Annotated in this window: 12 protein-coding genes, 1 CRISPR repeat array and 1 riboswitch; of the genes, 1 reads left to right on the top strand and 11 read right to left on the bottom strand. The window is 74.1% G+C overall.

What is annotated here, in order from left to right:
• Positions 1-154: 154 nt before the first annotated feature.
• The 11 genes from D450_RS0128085 to fmt all read right to left on the bottom strand — a co-directional run bounded on the left by D450_RS0128085 (position 155) and on the right by fmt (position 11,877).
• On the bottom strand, positions 155-646 hold the full coding sequence (locus D450_RS0128085; RefSeq protein WP_017541955.1) for a PH domain-containing protein: 492 nt from the start codon (positions 644-646) through the stop codon (positions 155-157).
• 33 nt (positions 647-679) lie between these two features.
• Entirely contained in the window at positions 680-1,186 is a 507-nt protein-coding gene (gene ribH / locus D450_RS0128080) for a 6,7-dimethyl-8-ribityllumazine synthase (RefSeq protein WP_017541954.1), read from the bottom strand.
• A gap of 305 nt (positions 1,187-1,491) precedes the next feature.
• On the bottom strand, positions 1,492-2,796 hold the full coding sequence (locus D450_RS0128075; RefSeq protein WP_039821101.1) for a bifunctional 3,4-dihydroxy-2-butanone-4-phosphate synthase/GTP cyclohydrolase II: 1,305 nt from the start codon (positions 2,794-2,796) through the stop codon (positions 1,492-1,494).
• 167 nt (positions 2,797-2,963) lie between these two features.
• Positions 2,964-3,638: a nicotinamide riboside transporter PnuC gene (gene pnuC / locus D450_RS0128070; RefSeq protein WP_017541952.1), complete on the bottom strand. Its 675-nt coding sequence runs from the start codon at positions 3,636-3,638 to the stop codon at positions 2,964-2,966.
• The gene (locus D450_RS0128065) at positions 3,638-4,258 is read right to left on the bottom strand and encodes a riboflavin synthase (protein ID WP_017541951.1); all 621 of its coding nucleotides are present in this window, start codon (positions 4,256-4,258) and stop codon (positions 3,638-3,640) included. The genes pnuC and D450_RS0128065 overlap by 1 nt, the downstream gene beginning before the upstream one ends.
• Before the next feature lie 125 nt (positions 4,259-4,383).
• Positions 4,384-4,511: riboswitch (FMN riboswitch) on the bottom strand.
• A 395-nt stretch (positions 4,512-4,906) separates the two neighbouring features.
• A complete protein-coding gene (locus tag D450_RS0128060; protein WP_017541950.1) occupies positions 4,907-5,908 on the bottom strand; it encodes a phosphatase PAP2 family protein in 1,002 nt (333 codons plus the stop codon).
• 332 nt (positions 5,909-6,240) lie between these two features.
• Entirely contained in the window at positions 6,241-6,912 is a 672-nt protein-coding gene (gene rpe / locus D450_RS0128055; protein ID WP_017541949.1) for a ribulose-phosphate 3-epimerase, read from the bottom strand.
• A gap of 238 nt (positions 6,913-7,150) precedes the next feature.
• A complete protein-coding gene (locus D450_RS0128050; protein ID WP_017541948.1) occupies positions 7,151-8,629 on the bottom strand; it encodes an RsmB/NOP family class I SAM-dependent RNA methyltransferase in 1,479 nt (492 codons plus the stop codon).
• Between the two features lie 339 nt (positions 8,630-8,968).
• Positions 8,969-9,358: a hypothetical protein gene (locus D450_RS0128045; protein ID WP_017541947.1), complete on the bottom strand. Its 390-nt coding sequence runs from the start codon at positions 9,356-9,358 to the stop codon at positions 8,969-8,971.
• A 62-nt stretch (positions 9,359-9,420) separates the two neighbouring features.
• A complete protein-coding gene (locus D450_RS0128040) occupies positions 9,421-10,002 on the bottom strand; it encodes a hypothetical protein (RefSeq protein ID WP_152520931.1) in 582 nt (193 codons plus the stop codon).
• 498 nt (positions 10,003-10,500) lie between these two features.
• A CRISPR array of direct repeats spans positions 10,501-10,833; the repeat unit is 28 nt; unit sequence GGTCCATCTCCGCTTGCGCGGAGCTCAC.
• Between the two features lie 105 nt (positions 10,834-10,938).
• Complete coding sequence (gene fmt, locus D450_RS0128030; RefSeq protein WP_017541944.1) at positions 10,939-11,877, bottom strand: methionyl-tRNA formyltransferase; 939 nt, start codon at positions 11,875-11,877, stop codon at positions 10,939-10,941.
• Between the two features lie 92 nt (positions 11,878-11,969).
• Between fmt and D450_RS0128025 the strand changes: the two genes are divergently transcribed.
• Positions 11,970-14,474, top strand: coding sequence for a primosomal protein N' (locus tag D450_RS0128025; protein WP_017541943.1), 2,505 nt, complete (start codon positions 11,970-11,972; stop codon positions 14,472-14,474).
• Positions 14,475-14,725 lie beyond the last annotated feature (251 nt).

Genomic DNA, 14,725 nt, shown 5'->3' with positions numbered 1-14,725 from the left:
TGAGCGGGGCACCTGCCGGTCCGTCGCCGCCCTTGACCTGGACCACCAGCGGCCCCGCCGCCCGGCAAGCAGGTACGAGCGGGGCACCTGGTGCTCCCTCGTCGCCGACGGTCCCAGCTTCAATAAGCCCGGCGGCCGAACGGTGGGCGGTGGCTTACCTGGGCGGCTCGTCGGCCTCGCCGTGTTCGTGGAGGAGGGTCCGGAAGGCCTCCAGGTTGCGCAGGGCCAGATCGCCGTCGTTGCTCTGGATCCCCATGACCGCCAGCGTCGACCCGTCGGCCAGGTCCACCGACGGCCACGGCTCGCCCTCGCGCATGGCGACGTCGATGATCTCGGTCCACTCCAGGACGTGCGTGCGGATGCCGTTCACCACGGTCACTCCGTCCTCGGCGGCCACCAGCCGCGGCCGCGCCAGCAGGTGCAGCGCGCCCGCGCCGACCAGCCCCATCATCACCAGCCCGACCCGGTCCTGAAGCCGCCAGTCCGGGGGCAGCATCACGGCCAGCACCACCATCGTCACCACGATGATGACCGCCAGCCCGTAGGCGACCACGCGGATGTTGCGCGGCCGGTACACCTGGGGGAGCCCGGTGCTCCCGCCGCTACCGGTCCCTTCCACAGCGGCCTCTCCCGATTTCACGTCCATGCGACGCCCGTCCCCCGCTCCCGCATTCGTCTCCTACCACGCCTGCGGCCCGTGCACCCGGGCCGCGTCCTCGCGCAGACCGCGCAGGACGAGCGCGGTGCCGAGGGCGGCCTCCGCCGCCTCGCGCCCCTTGTCCTCGACGCTGCCCGGCAGGCCGCTGCGCTCACGCGCCTGCTCTTGCGTATCACAGGTCAGCACACCGTTCCCGACCGGGGTCGACGCGCGCAGCGCGACCTCGGTCAACCCCTGGGTGACCGACTGGCACACGTAGTCGAAGTGCGGCGTGGAGCCGCGCACCACCGCCCCCAGCGCGACCACCGCGTCGTGGCCGCGCGCCAGCTCCTGGGCGACGACCGGCAGCTCGACCGCCCCGGCGACGTGCACCACGGTGGGCTCCTGGGCCCCGGCACGCTCGACGGCGGCCACGGCCCGCTCCAGCATCGGCTCCACGAACTCGGCGTTCCACAGGGTGGCGACGATGCCGACGGTCAGGCCCGAGGCCTGGAGGGTCCGCTCATCGGGGCGTCCGGTTCCGCTCATGGTGTCCTGGTGTCCTTGTCGTTCATCGGTCGTCGCGGGCCGCACCGGCCCCGTCCGCCCGCCCCGGTCCGCCCCTCGGTGCGGACTCCGCCCCGGCCGGGCCGGGGCGGAGTCCGCCGAAGGTCCGGGCATGTCCGGAACCGTACGGGGTCCGCGGACCGCCGCCGGGCGGGCCCCGGCGGCCTTGCCGCGCTCAGCCCCCGGCGCCTCTGGACGGCACACGCGGGGCGGTGGCTGGACCCACGCCGCTGGGGCCGGGCGGTCGGCCCTACCGGCGCCTTCCTCCGGGTCCCGCCACCCGTCTCCTACTCCCCCGCGGCGACACCGGGCAGGTCGTGGCCCATCCGGTCCCGCTTGGTGCGCAGGTAGCGCAGGTTGTCGGGGGTGACCGAGGCCGGCATGGGCACGCGCTCGCGCACCCCGATGCCCCGCGCCTGCAGCGCCGGCCCCTTGTCCGGGTTGTTGCTCAGCAGCCGCACCGACCGCACACCCAGGTCGGCCAGGATCCCGGCCGCGGGACCGAAGTCGCGCGCGTCGGCCGGCAGGCCCAGCTCCAGGTTGGCGTCGACGGTGTCCGCGCCCTCGTCCTGGAGCCGGTAGGCGCGCAGCTTCGACAGCAGGCCGATGCCGCGCCCCTCGTGCCCGCGCAGGTAGACCACCACCCCGCGGCCCTCCTTCGCGATCGCCTCCATGGCGGCCTCCAGCTGCTCGCCGCAGTCGCAGCGGTGCGAGCCGAAAGCGTCCCCGGTCAGGCACTCGGAGTGCACGCGGGCCATCACCTCCTCGCCGTCGCCGAGCTCGCCCAGGACCAGCGCGACGTGCTCGGCGCCGTCGCCGAGCGCCCGGTACCCCACGGCCCGCCAGTCCCCGTGCCGGTTGGGCACCCGGGTCTCCACCTCGCGCTCCACGGCCGCGGCGCGGTCGGTGTGCGGGGCGTCGACCGTGCGGACCGCGCCCTCGGCGGCCTCCAGGTGCTCCACCAGCTGCTCGATGGAGACCAGCTTGAGGCCGTGCTCGTCGGCGAAGGCGCGCAGCCGCGGCAGCCGCGCCATTGTGCCGTCGTCGTTGACGACCTCGGCCAGCACCCCGGCGGGGCGCATCCCCGCCAGGCGGGCCAGGTCGACCGAGGCCTCGGTGTGCCCGCGGCGCGCCAGCACCCCGCCGGAGCGGTAGCGCAACGGCAGCAGGTGGCCGGGGCGCACGAAGTCGCCGGCGGTGGAGGACGCGGAGGCGAGCAGGCCGATGGTGCGGGCCCGGTCGGCGGCGCTGATCCCGGTGGTCACCCCGGAGCGCGCGTCGACGGTCACCGTGTAGGCGGTGCGCATGCCCTCCTCGTTGGAGGAGGTCATCAGCGGCAGGTCGAGGCGGTCGAGGTCCTCGCCGAGCATGGGCACGCACACCACGCCGGAGGTGTGGCGGATGGTGAACGCCAGCAGCTCGGGGGTGGCGGCCTCGGCGGCGAAGATGATGTCGCCCTCGTTCTCCCGGTCCTCGTCGTCCACGACGATGACCGGGCGCCCGGCGGCGATGTCGGCGACCGCCTCGGCGATGGTGTCGAGGCGGACGGGGGCGTGCTCGGTCGGGGCGTGGCTCTCCTGGACTGCGGTCATCGGGGCGGACTCCTCCCGGGCGGCGGCTGGGATGCGCCGGTGTGCGGTGGACGGGGCGGTGGCGGCGGGTGCGGGTGCGGAAGGGTCGGGGGCGGACGGCTCCGGTACGGTGCCGGGCGCCGTTCCGGCCGCGGTGCGGGCGGTGGCGGCAGTGGCGGCGGGCGGCGTCATGCGACCGCCCCCTGGGCCCGCTCCGCGGCCTCGGCCGCCTCCGCGGCGCGGTGGCGGCGCATCCAGTCGCGGATCCCGACCACCGCCAGGACGAAGAAGACGATGTAGACGGCGCCGGTCACCCACAGCCCCGACATCAGGGCCAGCGGGACCCCCACCAGGTCCACGGCGATCCACACGAACCAGAAGTCGATCAGGGCGCGGCTCTGCCCGAAGGTGGCCACGGCGCTGCCGACGAAGATGAACGCGTCCGGCCACGGCGCCCAGGACAGTCCGGTCGCCTCGAACAGCAGCGCCACGGCGACGGTGCCGCCCACGAGCAGGCCCAGCAGGACGCCGCGCTCGTGCCCGGTGGCCGGGCGCACGCGCAGCTCCGCGCCGCCCTTGGTGGCCCGGGCCCACCGGGTCCAGCCGTAGAGGACCAGGCCGACGAACATGACCTGCTTGAGGGCGTTGCCGGTGAGGTGGGCGTCGACGGACACGGCGAACAGCAGCACCGCGCCGGTCAGCTGCACGGGCCAGGTCCACATGGACCGCCGGACCGCCAGCGCGACGGTCGCCAGCGCGGCGAGGTTGCCGACCAGGTCGGCCCAGCGCACGTGCTCGCCGAAGAGGGTGAAGCCGGCGTAGGCCCAGTCGAGCCACCACACGCCGCTCTGCTCGGCGCCCATCAGGAGGCCTCCCCGGTGCGCACCGCCTGGGTGAGGCGCTCGACGTACTTGGCGACCACGTCGACCTCCAGGTTGACCGGGTCGCCCTTCCCCTTGCTGCCCAGGGTGGTCAGTTCGAGGGTGGTCGGGATGAGGGAGACGGTGAAGGACCCGGGCTCGACCGAGGCCACGGTGAGGCTGACGCCGTCGACGGCGATGGAGCCCTTCTCCACCACGTAGCGGGCGAGGTGCTCGGGCAGGCTGAACCGCAGGGTCTCCCACCGGGCGGCGGGGGTGCGCTCCACGAGTTCGGCGGTGCCGTCGACGTGGCCCTGCACGATGTGGCCGCCGAGGCGGTCGGAGACCTTCGCGGCGCGCTCCAGGTTGACCGGCGAGCCGGGGCGCAGGACGCCGAGGGAGGAGCGGTCCAGCGTCTCCTTCATCACGTCGGCGGTGAACACGCCGTCGTCGGCTCCGGTGACGGTGAGGCAGACCCCGTTGACGGCGATCGAGTCGCCGTGGGCCGCGTCGGAGGTGGTGAGGGGGCCGCGCAGCGCGATGCGGGCGGACTCCCCCTGGCTGTCGGAGAACGGCGTGATCTCGGTGACCTCGCCCAGTTCCTCCACGATTCCGGTGAACAACGTCGGGCCTTCCCCTTCGCCTGGTCCAGGCTCCGGGGTTCACGGCGCGGACCCTCGGGTCCGCCGACCAGGGCCCGGCCGCCGCCCTCCGGCCCTCTACGGGCCGAACGGTCGCACCGGTCCCACGCGTACGCCTCCCATCCGGACTTTCACCGTCGGTACCGGAATTTCACCGGTTCCACCGGCCGATGGCTTCGGCCGGGTCGCGGACTATCACCGCCGGTTCGGATTTTCACCGACCCCGGAGCACGCGTTTTGAACGTCTCGGTCAACAAGTCTGCCACGCGCTTCCATTCCCGGCACGCGGCGGGGGCGGGGATCGGTCATGTCGCGGACGCCGAAGGGGGCACGGGGACGGGGCGTCGGACGGCGGGACGCGGGGAGAGGCCCCCGAGGCGGGAGAGCCGACGTGGCAGGCCGTCCACCTGCGAGGACACGGGTCCTGACGGAGGCGTTCCCCGGAGTCGCGCCGACCCCGTCACAGCCCTGCGGCAGGCACCCGCGTCGCCTTTCTAGTGATATACACCACTCCCTGTGCGTCCTCTCGGAGTGCCTCCCGGACGTGCCGCCGCCCCTGCCGGACGACCGCACGCAGGCGGCACGGGGCGGGCGGCGCAGGCGGGCCCCGCCCGGTCCCGCCGTCCAGCGCTACCCCTCCCCCAAGACGGCCGGCTCCTCCTCGGCCGCGGGGTCGCGGTCGGCCATGCGCATGCGGATGAACAGCTCCGGCGCCCCGAGCGACGCCCACAGGGTGGCCGCCAGGAAGGCCGTGTACTCGGCGGCGGCCGAGGCCGACGCCGGGAAGGCCAGGTTCACCACGACGAAGATCAGCACCACACCGGTGATGCCCGTGACGTAGCGGGAGGCGCGGGTGATCAGCGAGCCGTCGGCGCTGTACCACCCCCGCCGGTCGAGCAGGGTGAACCCGACCAGCACGCCCAGCAGCGCGCCGCTGACCGAGGCCGCGTCGGCCACCGCGCCGGCGTCCGGGTCGGGCGGGACCGGCCCGATCCACGCCTCCGGAACCGTCCAGCCGCTCCACAACGTGGCATTGAGGAGCACCACCAGCAGCGGGCCGAGCGCCGACAGGCCCACGGCCAGCCCCATCTGCGCGACGAGGGGGCGCGACCGCCACCAGGCCACCGCGCGGCGCTCGTAGCGCAGCACCAGCCACAGGAGCAGGGCCCCGACGGCCAGGCCGCCCAGGAGGTCGGTGAAGAAGTGCACGCCCAGGTAGACCCGGGACAGGCAGATGAGGCCGATCAGCACCAGGGCCGCTGCCCACACCCGGGGGCGTGCGGCGAGCGCGGCGAGGTAGCCCCACAGGGTCACCGCGGTCTGGGCGTGCCCGGAGGGGGCGCCGAAGGACGACTCGGTCGACAGGGGGCGCACACCGGTGTCGTACCAGTAGGGGCGGGGGCCGTGCGCGGCCGACTTCAGGACCCCGTTGACCGTGGCCGAGCCGAGCAGCACCACGGTCAGGCGGGCGCCCAGCCCGGCGTGCACGCTCCAGAAGACGAGCGGAAGAACCGCAACGAACAGCGCCTTCGAGCCCAGCTGGGTGATGACCAGCATGATCGGCTCCAGCCAGGCGCCCCAGCCCTGCACCCATTCGACGGCACCGCTCTCGGCGCCCCATATCGCGTCCATGCGCACCCCGCTCCTCACGGTTCCTGCACTGCCACCGGACGTGGCTCAGAGCGCGCCTGCTCGGGTCCCGGACCCGATCCCCTACCCGTCCCCGGACCCGTGACACGGTGCCGCGGGTCCGCCGACCGCACGCCGGCACCGCCCCGGCGCCGCCCGGTGGGGGGCGGGGCGCCGCGCACCGGCCTTCGGAGGGCGGTGGCGTGCGGGGCCGACGTTCGGTTACCGCGTGATCCTAACGGCGGTCGGGTCGGCCCCCAAGTGTCCGGTGGCGGGCGGCCGAGGGAGATCCGGAGCCGCGCCGCCCTCCGCTCGGGGCAGGGTCCCGCCGGTGCTCAGTACGCGCCTGCCGCCTTCTCGGCCTTGGCCCGCAGAGCCTCGACAGCGGAGGCGGGGTCCTCGGCGCCGTAGACCGCCGAGCCGGCGACGAAGACGTCGGCCCCGGCCTCGGCGGCGCGCTCGATGGTGTCCCCGGCGACGCCGCCGTCGACCTGCACCCACACCTGCGCGTCGTGCCCGCCGACGAGCTCACGCGCCTTGCGGATCTTGGGGAGCACCATGTCGATGAACTTCTGGCCGCCGAATCCGGGCTCGACGGTCATCAGCAGCAGCATGTCGACCTCGGGCAGGAGGTCGGCATAGGGGTCGAGCGCGGTGGCCGGGTTAAGGGCGAGCGAGGCGCGGGCCCCGGCCGAGCGGATCGCGCGCAGGGTCCGGACCGGGGCCTTGGCGGCCTCGGCGTGAATGGTGACGCTGCCCGCGCCGACCTCCGCGAAGGCGGGCGCCCAACGGTCCGGGTCCTCGATCATCAGGTGGCAGTCCAGCGGCAGCTTCGCCGACTTGAGCAGGGACTCCACCACCGGAAGGCCCAAGGTCAGGTTGGGCACGAAGTGGTTGTCCATGACGTCGACGTGCAGCCAGTCGGCGGCGTTCTCGACGGCGGCCGCCTCATCGGCGAGGTGCGCGAAGTCGGCGGAAAGGATGCTGGGAGAGATCTGGATTGCCACGCTGCCGATCCTAATGGGGACGGCGGCCGTCCCCGATCAGCCCCACGGGGAGCGCCGGGAGAGAGGCGAGGGCCGCCCCTCTGGGCGCCGCCCAGCCACCCCCAGGACTCACAGTGATTTCACCGGTCTCGATCCGCGAAGAGCCTTTCAGGCCGGACCGCGCAGGACGGCTTACGGGCCCCTCGGCCGACCACGCCCTGTGCGCGGCCGGCCTGACCGATAGGCGGTGGGGGACGCCTCAGGCGCTCTTCCGGATCAGGGCCAGGAACATGGCGTCCGTGCCGTGGCGGTGGGGCCAGAACTGCACGTACTTGCCGTCCTTACCCGCCGCGATGTCGGGGACCTCCTGCAGGAAATCGGCCGCGCGGATCACCTCGGCGTCGGAGCGACCGGCGACGACACCCTCCACGACCCCCTCGGTCTCAGGGAGGTGCGGGGAACAGGTCACATAGGCGACCACGCCGCCGGGACGGGTGGCGTCCAGCGCGCGCTGGAGCAGGGCCTCCTGGGTCGGAGCCAGTTCCTTGGCGGACTCGGGTGTCCGGCGCCAGCGCGCTTCGGGACGGCGGCGCAGTGCTCCCAGGCCGGTGCAGGGCGCGTCGACCAGGACCCGGTCGAAGGCCCCGTCCTTCCATGCCGGCCGGGTGGAGTCGGCGACGACCACGCGGGCGGAGTCGCGCACCGAGCGGTGCACCGCCGAGGCGACCAGGCCCGCCCGCGCAGGCTGCACCTCGGCGGCCAGCAGGCGGGCCTCACGCTGGCCGGCGAGTCCGGCGAGCAGGGCGGCCTTGCCGCCGGGACCGGCACAGGCGTCCAGCCAGCGGGCGTCGGGGCCGTCGACCGAGACGCGGGTCAGAGCGAGGCCGACGAGCTGGCTGGCCTCGTCCTGGACGGCGACGCGGCGCTGGCGCACCTCGGTCAGCTGGGCGGGGTCGCCTTCGGAGAGGTAGGCGGCGTAGGGCGAGTAGCGGGCCTCCCGGGCTCCGGCGTTCACCAGGTCGGCGATGGAGGCACGGCCCGGCTTGGCGAGCAGCGTCACCTCGGGGCGCTCGTTGTGCGCGGCGAGGAGGCGCTCGGTCTCGGCGAGGTCCCCGGCGGGGTCCTCACCGAGGGCGCGGGCGAGGGCCTCGACGACCCAGCGCGGGTGACTGTGGACGACGGCCAGGCGACCGGCGGGGTCTTCGGGGCCCGGGGCGACGATGTCGAGCCAGGCGTCGAGGTCGCGGGCGCCGACCTTGCGGAGAACGGCGTTGGCGAAGCGCGCGCGGTGCTGGCCGATGGTGCGGCGGGCGACGTTGACGGTGGCGCTGACGGCGGCGTGCGGGGGGATGCCGGTGCCGAGCAGCTGGTGGGCGCCGAGGCGCAGAAGCGGCAGGACCTCGGCGTCGACGGAGGAGAGGGAGCGGTCGATGCAGGCGTCGAGGACGGCGTCGTAGGTGCCCTGGCGGCGGAGGGTGCCGTAGGTGAGCTCGGTGGCGAGGGCGGCGTCCCGACCGGTGAGCCCCCGGTCGCGGAGCTTGGCGGGGAGGAGGAGGTTGGCGTAGGCGTCGCGGTCCTGGACGGCGCGCAGGACGTCATAGGCGACCCGCCGGACCGCCGTCCCGGGCGAGGGGGAAGGGGGCGTGCCCTTGCCGCCCTTGTTGCCTTTGCCTCCTGCGCCGCCCGCCCCGGGGCCGCGTCGTCCGGAACGGTACGGGGAACGGGAACGGTCGGTCACGTCGGGATCAGCCTCACGCCGGGGTTCATGGTCGATAGGGGGCCTCATGGGCCTCCCCGAGGATACTCCCGGTGACCGAACGCATGACCGCCCCACACGCGACCCCGGGGCGGTGTGAGGCGGTGAGGTGACGAGCAATCGGGCCGACGTCTCCGCATACGCGGAGCTCACCGGTCGCCGGAGTCCTGGTTCGAGCCCTGGGACATCCACGCGGCCTGCACGGCGGCCGCCGTCTAGTCGTCTGGCAGGGATCGGGCCCGCGCTGCTCGGGAAGCGCGGGCCCGTGTTCATACCCAGCGTCGGGTCAGGCCGACCCGAATATCCCCCCGGCCGCCGAGGTCATGTCTGCCGCAGCAGCACGCTCATCCCCGAGTCCGGATGGTACGACCACTGCGCCTCGAACCCCTCCCACTCCTGGCTCTGACGCCCGTCTAGCGCCCGGGTGCTCATCATGGCCTCCACCACATGATCCGGCGCCCCGACCACCTCCAGCACGCACTCGACTTCAGCGAAACGCAGACCCGAGGCGTCCGTACCCGCCGTCTCCAGAGCAAGCGTCCGCCCCTCGTCCTTGACACGTACTGCGCTCCCATCATTCAGACCGCACTCCTTGGCGGCCTGCTCCAGCGCGGGCCCACCCGCCATGCCGGACCAGTCCACGCTGGACAGCGCGGCAAAACCGACCGCGCCGAAGACCACCCCGGCTGCGGCCCCGATCCCGAGCCACACGACCGGTCGATGCCGGGGTTGTGACGGTGCTTCCCCTGCCATGCCCCACGCCCCTCCTGTTGCTACCTCTCGACCTCGCCGACGAACACGACCATTTCCCGTCCCCAGGCATCCGGGTCATTGCCGGAAACGGAGAGCTGCAGCTCGTTCTCGTCCTTGTCCATCTGGCACGTCGTCATGGCCTGGGCCGACTTGCCCGGTAGCACGGTGGAGTCGGGCGGGTAGCCAGACTCGCCGCCCTCCACCCCGTAGGAGCCCATCTCGGTCTCGACGGCGGGATCACCGACGGCGCAGTCGGCCATCATCACCGTCAGGTCCACGGGCTCCTCGGTGCCGTTGTCGACGGTGAAGGCGAACCGTACGAAGTCCCCGTCGGGGTCGGTCACCTCGGTTTCGCCGGAGGGGTCGGACTCCCAGTCGATGTAGGTGTCGGTGCCGCGGGAGAAGTCCGAGAGGGCGATGGACAGCCCGTCCTCGAACTCGTAGGTCTCGGTGAGGCCCACGGCAGTGGGACCGGTGGGCGCAGAGGACTCGGAAGGAGCGCCCTCAGATGTGGCTTCGTCCTGCTGCGGAGGTTGGGGGGTGCTGGTGCAGGCCGCTGCGGCGAGTAGAAGCACGACGGCGCCGGCGGGGCGTCGGTCCATGGGGCCTCCTGGGGGTTTGGCGTGGTGGGACGGTATCCCGCCAGGGCGTCCGGAGCTGCGGGTTCGAGAAGACGTGGCCGTTGCTGGTCAGCGAGACAACCGGGGTAGGGGTGACGCGTCTCGACTACTCTCGTATTTCGCATTCAGTAGGCGTTGTGCAGGCGTGGACTCCGGAATCGGGACACCACGGAGGCGCGGCCCCGAGCACCATCCGGCGCTGATCGACAACGCCACCACCGCTGTAACGGGGGCGGACGCGTGAAGTGTGGGGGCGAGCAGGCTCGGGCGGGTACGCCGCCCACCGAATCCGCCGGCCTTTCGACACCCTGACCGCGCACACCGACCTGCAGATGGAACACGGCACCCGCATCGGCCCGGAGTGGCGAGAGAGCGCCGACGCAGTGGTCGGTCAGCGGGTGTGAAGCCCGGGGGCCGAGCAGGTTGTGGCAGCGGTGGGCGGCTGGACGCGCCAGGCGTCTCGTCTATGAGCTGGACGACGGTCCATCTCCGCTTGCGCGGAGCTCACAGTTGTATCCGATCCCCGCCCAGCCGTTCTCGTGGTCCATCTCCGCTTGCGCGGAGCTCACCGCGGACCCCCCGAAACCTCGTGTACAGGGGCAGGTCCATCTCCGCTTGCGCGGAGCTCACACCGCCTCATCGCCTATTGGGGTGACCCCAACCGGTCCATCTCCGCTTGCGCGGAGCTCACGCGTGCTGTGTAGGAACGTGGTCAGTCTCCATCGGTCCATCTCCGCTTGCGCGGAGCTCACCCTGTGCCGCTACATAGGCAACGACCTGCCCACGGTCCATCTCCGCTTGCGCGGAGCTCACACTTCTTGACCTGCACCGCCATGGCGCCGTTACCGTAACGTGATGGCCGAGGCGATGCACGCGGACCGTTTCCGTCCTCATCGCCTCTCGCCAGCCGACACTCCCTCACTGGCCCAGGCGCTCGCCCTCCTCTGGGCGGACTCCCCTGGCCCAGTCCACGGCGTTCATCATCTTCTTGCCCTGGGGCTGCACCTCGCCCAGCCGGACCGGGTGCGTCGCCGTGCCCACGAGGACCTGCTTCTTCTCCACCGCCAGCTCGCCCGGCGCCAGCTCGTGGCCCGCCTTCAGGTCCGTCACCGGGGACACCGGCCCCAGCTTCAGCCGCGCCCCCCGGAACGTCGTCCACGCTCCCGGCGCCGGTGTGCACGCCCGGACCAGGCGGTCGACCCGCATCGCCGGTGCCGTGAATTCGACCTCGGCGTCCTCCGGGTTCAGCTTCGGCGCGATCGAGACCCCGTCCGCGCTCTGCGGCCGCGCCTCCAGGGTCCCGTCCTCGATGCCGTCCAGGGTCCGCACCATCAGCCCCGACCCGGCCTCCGCCAGCCGGGACAGCAGCTCGCCGCTGGTGTCCCCCGGCCCGATCGGCTCGGTCAGCATCCCGTACACCGGCCCCGAGTCCAGGTCGGGCTCGATCTCGAAGGTCGTCGCCCCCGTCACGTCGTCCCCGTGCAGCACCGCGTGCTGCACCGGCGCCGCCCCCCGCCACGCCGGCAGCAGGGAGAAGTGCAGGTTCACCCACCCGTGCCGGGGCACGTCCAGCGCCTCCTGCCGGAGGATCGCGCCGTAGGCCACCACCGGGCAGCAGTCCGGACCGATCTCCCTCAGCCGGTCCAGGAACTCCGGGGCGTCGGCCTTGGCGGGCTTGAGCACCTCCAGCCCCGCCTCCTCGGCCACACGCGCCACCGGGCTCGGGGTGACCTTGCGCCCCCGGCCCGCCACCGCGTCCGGCCGGGTGACGACCGCCGCCACCTCGTGCCGGGAGTCCAGCAGTGCCTCGAGCGACGGCACCGCCACCTCCGGTGTTCCGGCGAAGACCAGTTTCATCGGCTCCCTCTTCCCCTCGCGCCCGGGACAGCTCCGTGGCCTCTTGTCTACCACCGCGGGAGCGTCACAGGGCTCTGGTAAACCTGGTCACGATGGATCCGCAGACCGAGCCCGGGGAGGGGCTCCTCTTCGACGTGCCCCAAGCCGAGTCGGCCGCCGACGCGACGGGCGGACCGGCCGCGCCGAAGACCGCGAAGACCGCTGCGAGGTCGGGCTCCACGGCCGCGTCCAAGACGAAGAAGGGGCCCAAGAAGCGCACCCCCGCGGACGACCTGCCGATCGCCCGGGTGGCGGTGGACACGCCCCTGCCCCACCTCGACCGCCTCTTCGACTACCAGGTCCCCGCGGAGATGGCCGACGACGCCGTGCCCGGCTGCCGCGTGCGCGTCCCCTTCCACGGCCAGGTGCTGAGCGGGTTCCTCATCGAGCGCGCGGCCGAGTCCGAGTTCACCGGGCGCCTGGCCTACCTGTCGGCGGTGGTCTCCCCCGAACCCGTGCTCACGCCGGAGATCCGCGGCCTGGCCCGCGCCGTCGCCGACCGTTACGCGGGCACCTTCAGCGACGTGCTGCGCCTCGCCGTGCCGCCGCGACACGCCCGGGTGGAGAAGGAGAAGCGCCCCTGGGAGGAGGCCGAGGAGGCCGCGGACGAGCCCGTGAGCGCTTCCGCTTCCCATCAGGGTTCCGCCACCGAGCAGGCGGTCGGTACGGACGCCTTGCCCGCCGAGGACGGGCGCTCCGAGCCCGCCGAGGCGGAGGCGGCCGCCTATGGGCCGCCCGGCGGCGAGGACGGTCCCGCCTCGGGCGTCGCGGCGGACACCGCCGACCCCGCGGCGGAGTCCGTGGAACCTGCGAGCGCGCCCGCCGCCGAGGTCTCCCCCGAGCCCGAGCCCGACCCCGAGGCCGAATCCGGCGACCACACCGACGGTCCCGGCTCCGGCCTCCCTGCCACGGAGGCCGGACACGCCGCTCCCTCCGCCCCCTCCCCCGCGGAGGCCCCGGCTGCGCCGGACGGCCCCGCCGCCGACCCCGGCCCCTGGGCCGACTACCCGGCCGGCCCCTCCTTCCTCGCCGCGCTGCGCGACGGGCGCGCCCCCCGGGCCGTCTGGTCGGCCCTCCCCGGCCCCGGGTGGGACGACGCCATCGCCATCGCGGTCCGCACCACCGTCGACGCCGGGCGCGGCGCCGTGGTGGTCGTCCCCGACAAGCGGGACGTGGCCGTCCTGGACGCCGCGCTCACCGAGCGCCTGGGCCCAGGGCGGCACGTCGCCCTCACCGCCGAACTCGGCCCGGCCGAGCGCTACCGACGCTGGCTCGCCGTCCTGCGCGGGGAGGCGTCCGCCGTCGTCGGCACCCGCGCCGCCATGTTCGCCCCGGTCCACGACCTGGGCCTGGTGGTCCTGTGGGACGACGGCGACGACGTGCACGCCGACCCGCACGCGCCCTACCCGCACGCCCGCACCGTGCTCACCCTGCGCGCCCACCGTGCCGGGGCCGCCGCGCTCATCGGGGGCTTCACCCGGACCGCGGAGGGCGCCCGCCTGGTGGAGTCGGGGTGGGCCCACCCCCTGACCGCCGACCGGGAGACGGTGCGCCGCCGCGCCCCCGCCGTCCGGGCCTCCGGCGACGACTTCGAGCTGAGCCGCGACGAGGCGGCCCGCGCCGCCCGCCTGCCCCACCTGGCGATGCGCGTCGCCCGGGAGGCGGCCGCGCACGGTCCGGTCCTGGTGCAGGTCCCCCGGCGCGGCTACCTCGCCTCCCTGGCCTGCAACCGGTGCCGCGCCCACGCGCGGTGCGGCTCCTGCCAGGGGCCGCTGGCGCTGCGCAGCGCGCACGCCGCCCCCTACTGCCGGTGGTGCGGGCGGATCGCGGGCGACTGGCAGTGCGAGGAGTGCGGGCACGCGCGCGTGCGGGCCTCGGTGGTGGGCGACCGCCGGACCGCCGAGGAGCTGGGGCGCGCCTTCCCCTCGCTCCCCGTGCGCACGTCGGGCCGGGACGAGGTGCTGACCTCGGTTCCGGAGCGTCCGGCGCTGGTGGTGGCCACGCCCGGCGCCGAGCCGGTGGCCGAGGGCGGGTACGCCGCCGCGCTGCTGCTGGACGGCTGGGCGATGCTGGGCCGCGCCGACCTGCGCGCGTCGGAGGAGGCGGCGCGGCGCTGGTTCACGGCGTCGGCTCTGGTCCGCTCCGCCGAGGAGGGCGGGCGCGTGGTGGTGATGGCCGACGCGTCGGCGCCGGCGGTGCAGGCGCTGGTGCGCTGGGACCCCTCCGGTCTGGCCGAGCGTGAGCTGGAGGAGCGCCGCGAGCTGGGGTTCCCGCCGGCGGTGACGATGGCGTCGGTGACGGGCGCGCCCGCTAAGGTGCGCGAGCTGCTGGACGGGCTGGCGCTGCCGGAGTCGGCGGAGGTCCTGGGGCCGGTGCCGGTGGAGGCGGGCGGTCCGGGGCCGAGGCCTGAGGAGACGCCGGAGCGCGCCCTGCTGCGGGTTCCGCACGCCGACGCCTATGCGCTGACGAAGGCGCTCAAGGCCGCGGCGGCCGCCCGCAGTATGCGTCGGGAAGAGCACCTGGCCCAAGTCCGGGTGGACCCGCTGCAGGTGGTCTGACGTAGGGCGCCCGAAGGCCTCCTTTGACATGACCCGGCGGGCGCCGCCATCTGCCGGACTCACTCGCGAGACGCGGCAGCCGAACAGTCCGATCAGCGCGGAAGGCCGACTCTGCGATGCCTGAGCGCTGTCCTTTCCGGCCTGGCGTCCGCTGCGATTGATCAGCGCCGCGAGTATGCGCCAGAGCCACGTAGGCGGCGCCACAGCCCGGAGCATGGTCGCCTCCCCGATGCTGCCTCTGATGGCGGGCT

The sequence above is a fragment of the Nocardiopsis halophila DSM 44494 genome (assembly GCF_000341245.1).
In the GTDB taxonomy this organism is placed as follows: domain Bacteria; phylum Actinomycetota; class Actinomycetes; order Streptosporangiales; family Streptosporangiaceae; genus Nocardiopsis_A; species Nocardiopsis_A halophila.
Note: the sequence above shows the minus strand (reverse complement) of the source record. Positions and strands in the feature narration are given on the sequence as shown.

Coding starts and splice junctions, on each gene's coding strand:
- D450_RS0128025 (WP_017541943.1), top strand. CDS start 11,970: ATGGATCCGCAGACCGAGCCCGGGGAGGGGCTCCTCTTCGACGTGCCC.
- fmt (WP_017541944.1), bottom strand. CDS start 11,877: ATGAAACTGGTCTTCGCCGGAACACCGGAGGTGGCGGTGCCGTCGCTC.
- D450_RS0128085 (WP_017541955.1), bottom strand. CDS start 646: ATGGACGTGAAATCGGGAGAGGCCGCTGTGGAAGGGACCGGTAGCGGC.
- ribH (WP_017541954.1), bottom strand. CDS start 1,186: ATGAGCGGAACCGGACGCCCCGATGAGCGGACCCTCCAGGCCTCGGGC.
- D450_RS0128075 (WP_039821101.1), bottom strand. CDS start 2,796: ATGACCGCAGTCCAGGAGAGCCACGCCCCGACCGAGCACGCCCCCGTC.
- pnuC (WP_017541952.1), bottom strand. CDS start 3,638: ATGGGCGCCGAGCAGAGCGGCGTGTGGTGGCTCGACTGGGCCTACGCC.
- D450_RS0128040 (WP_152520931.1), bottom strand. CDS start 10,002: ATGGACCGACGCCCCGCCGGCGCCGTCGTGCTTCTACTCGCCGCAGCG.
- D450_RS0128060 (WP_017541950.1), bottom strand. CDS start 5,908: ATGGACGCGATATGGGGCGCCGAGAGCGGTGCCGTCGAATGGGTGCAG.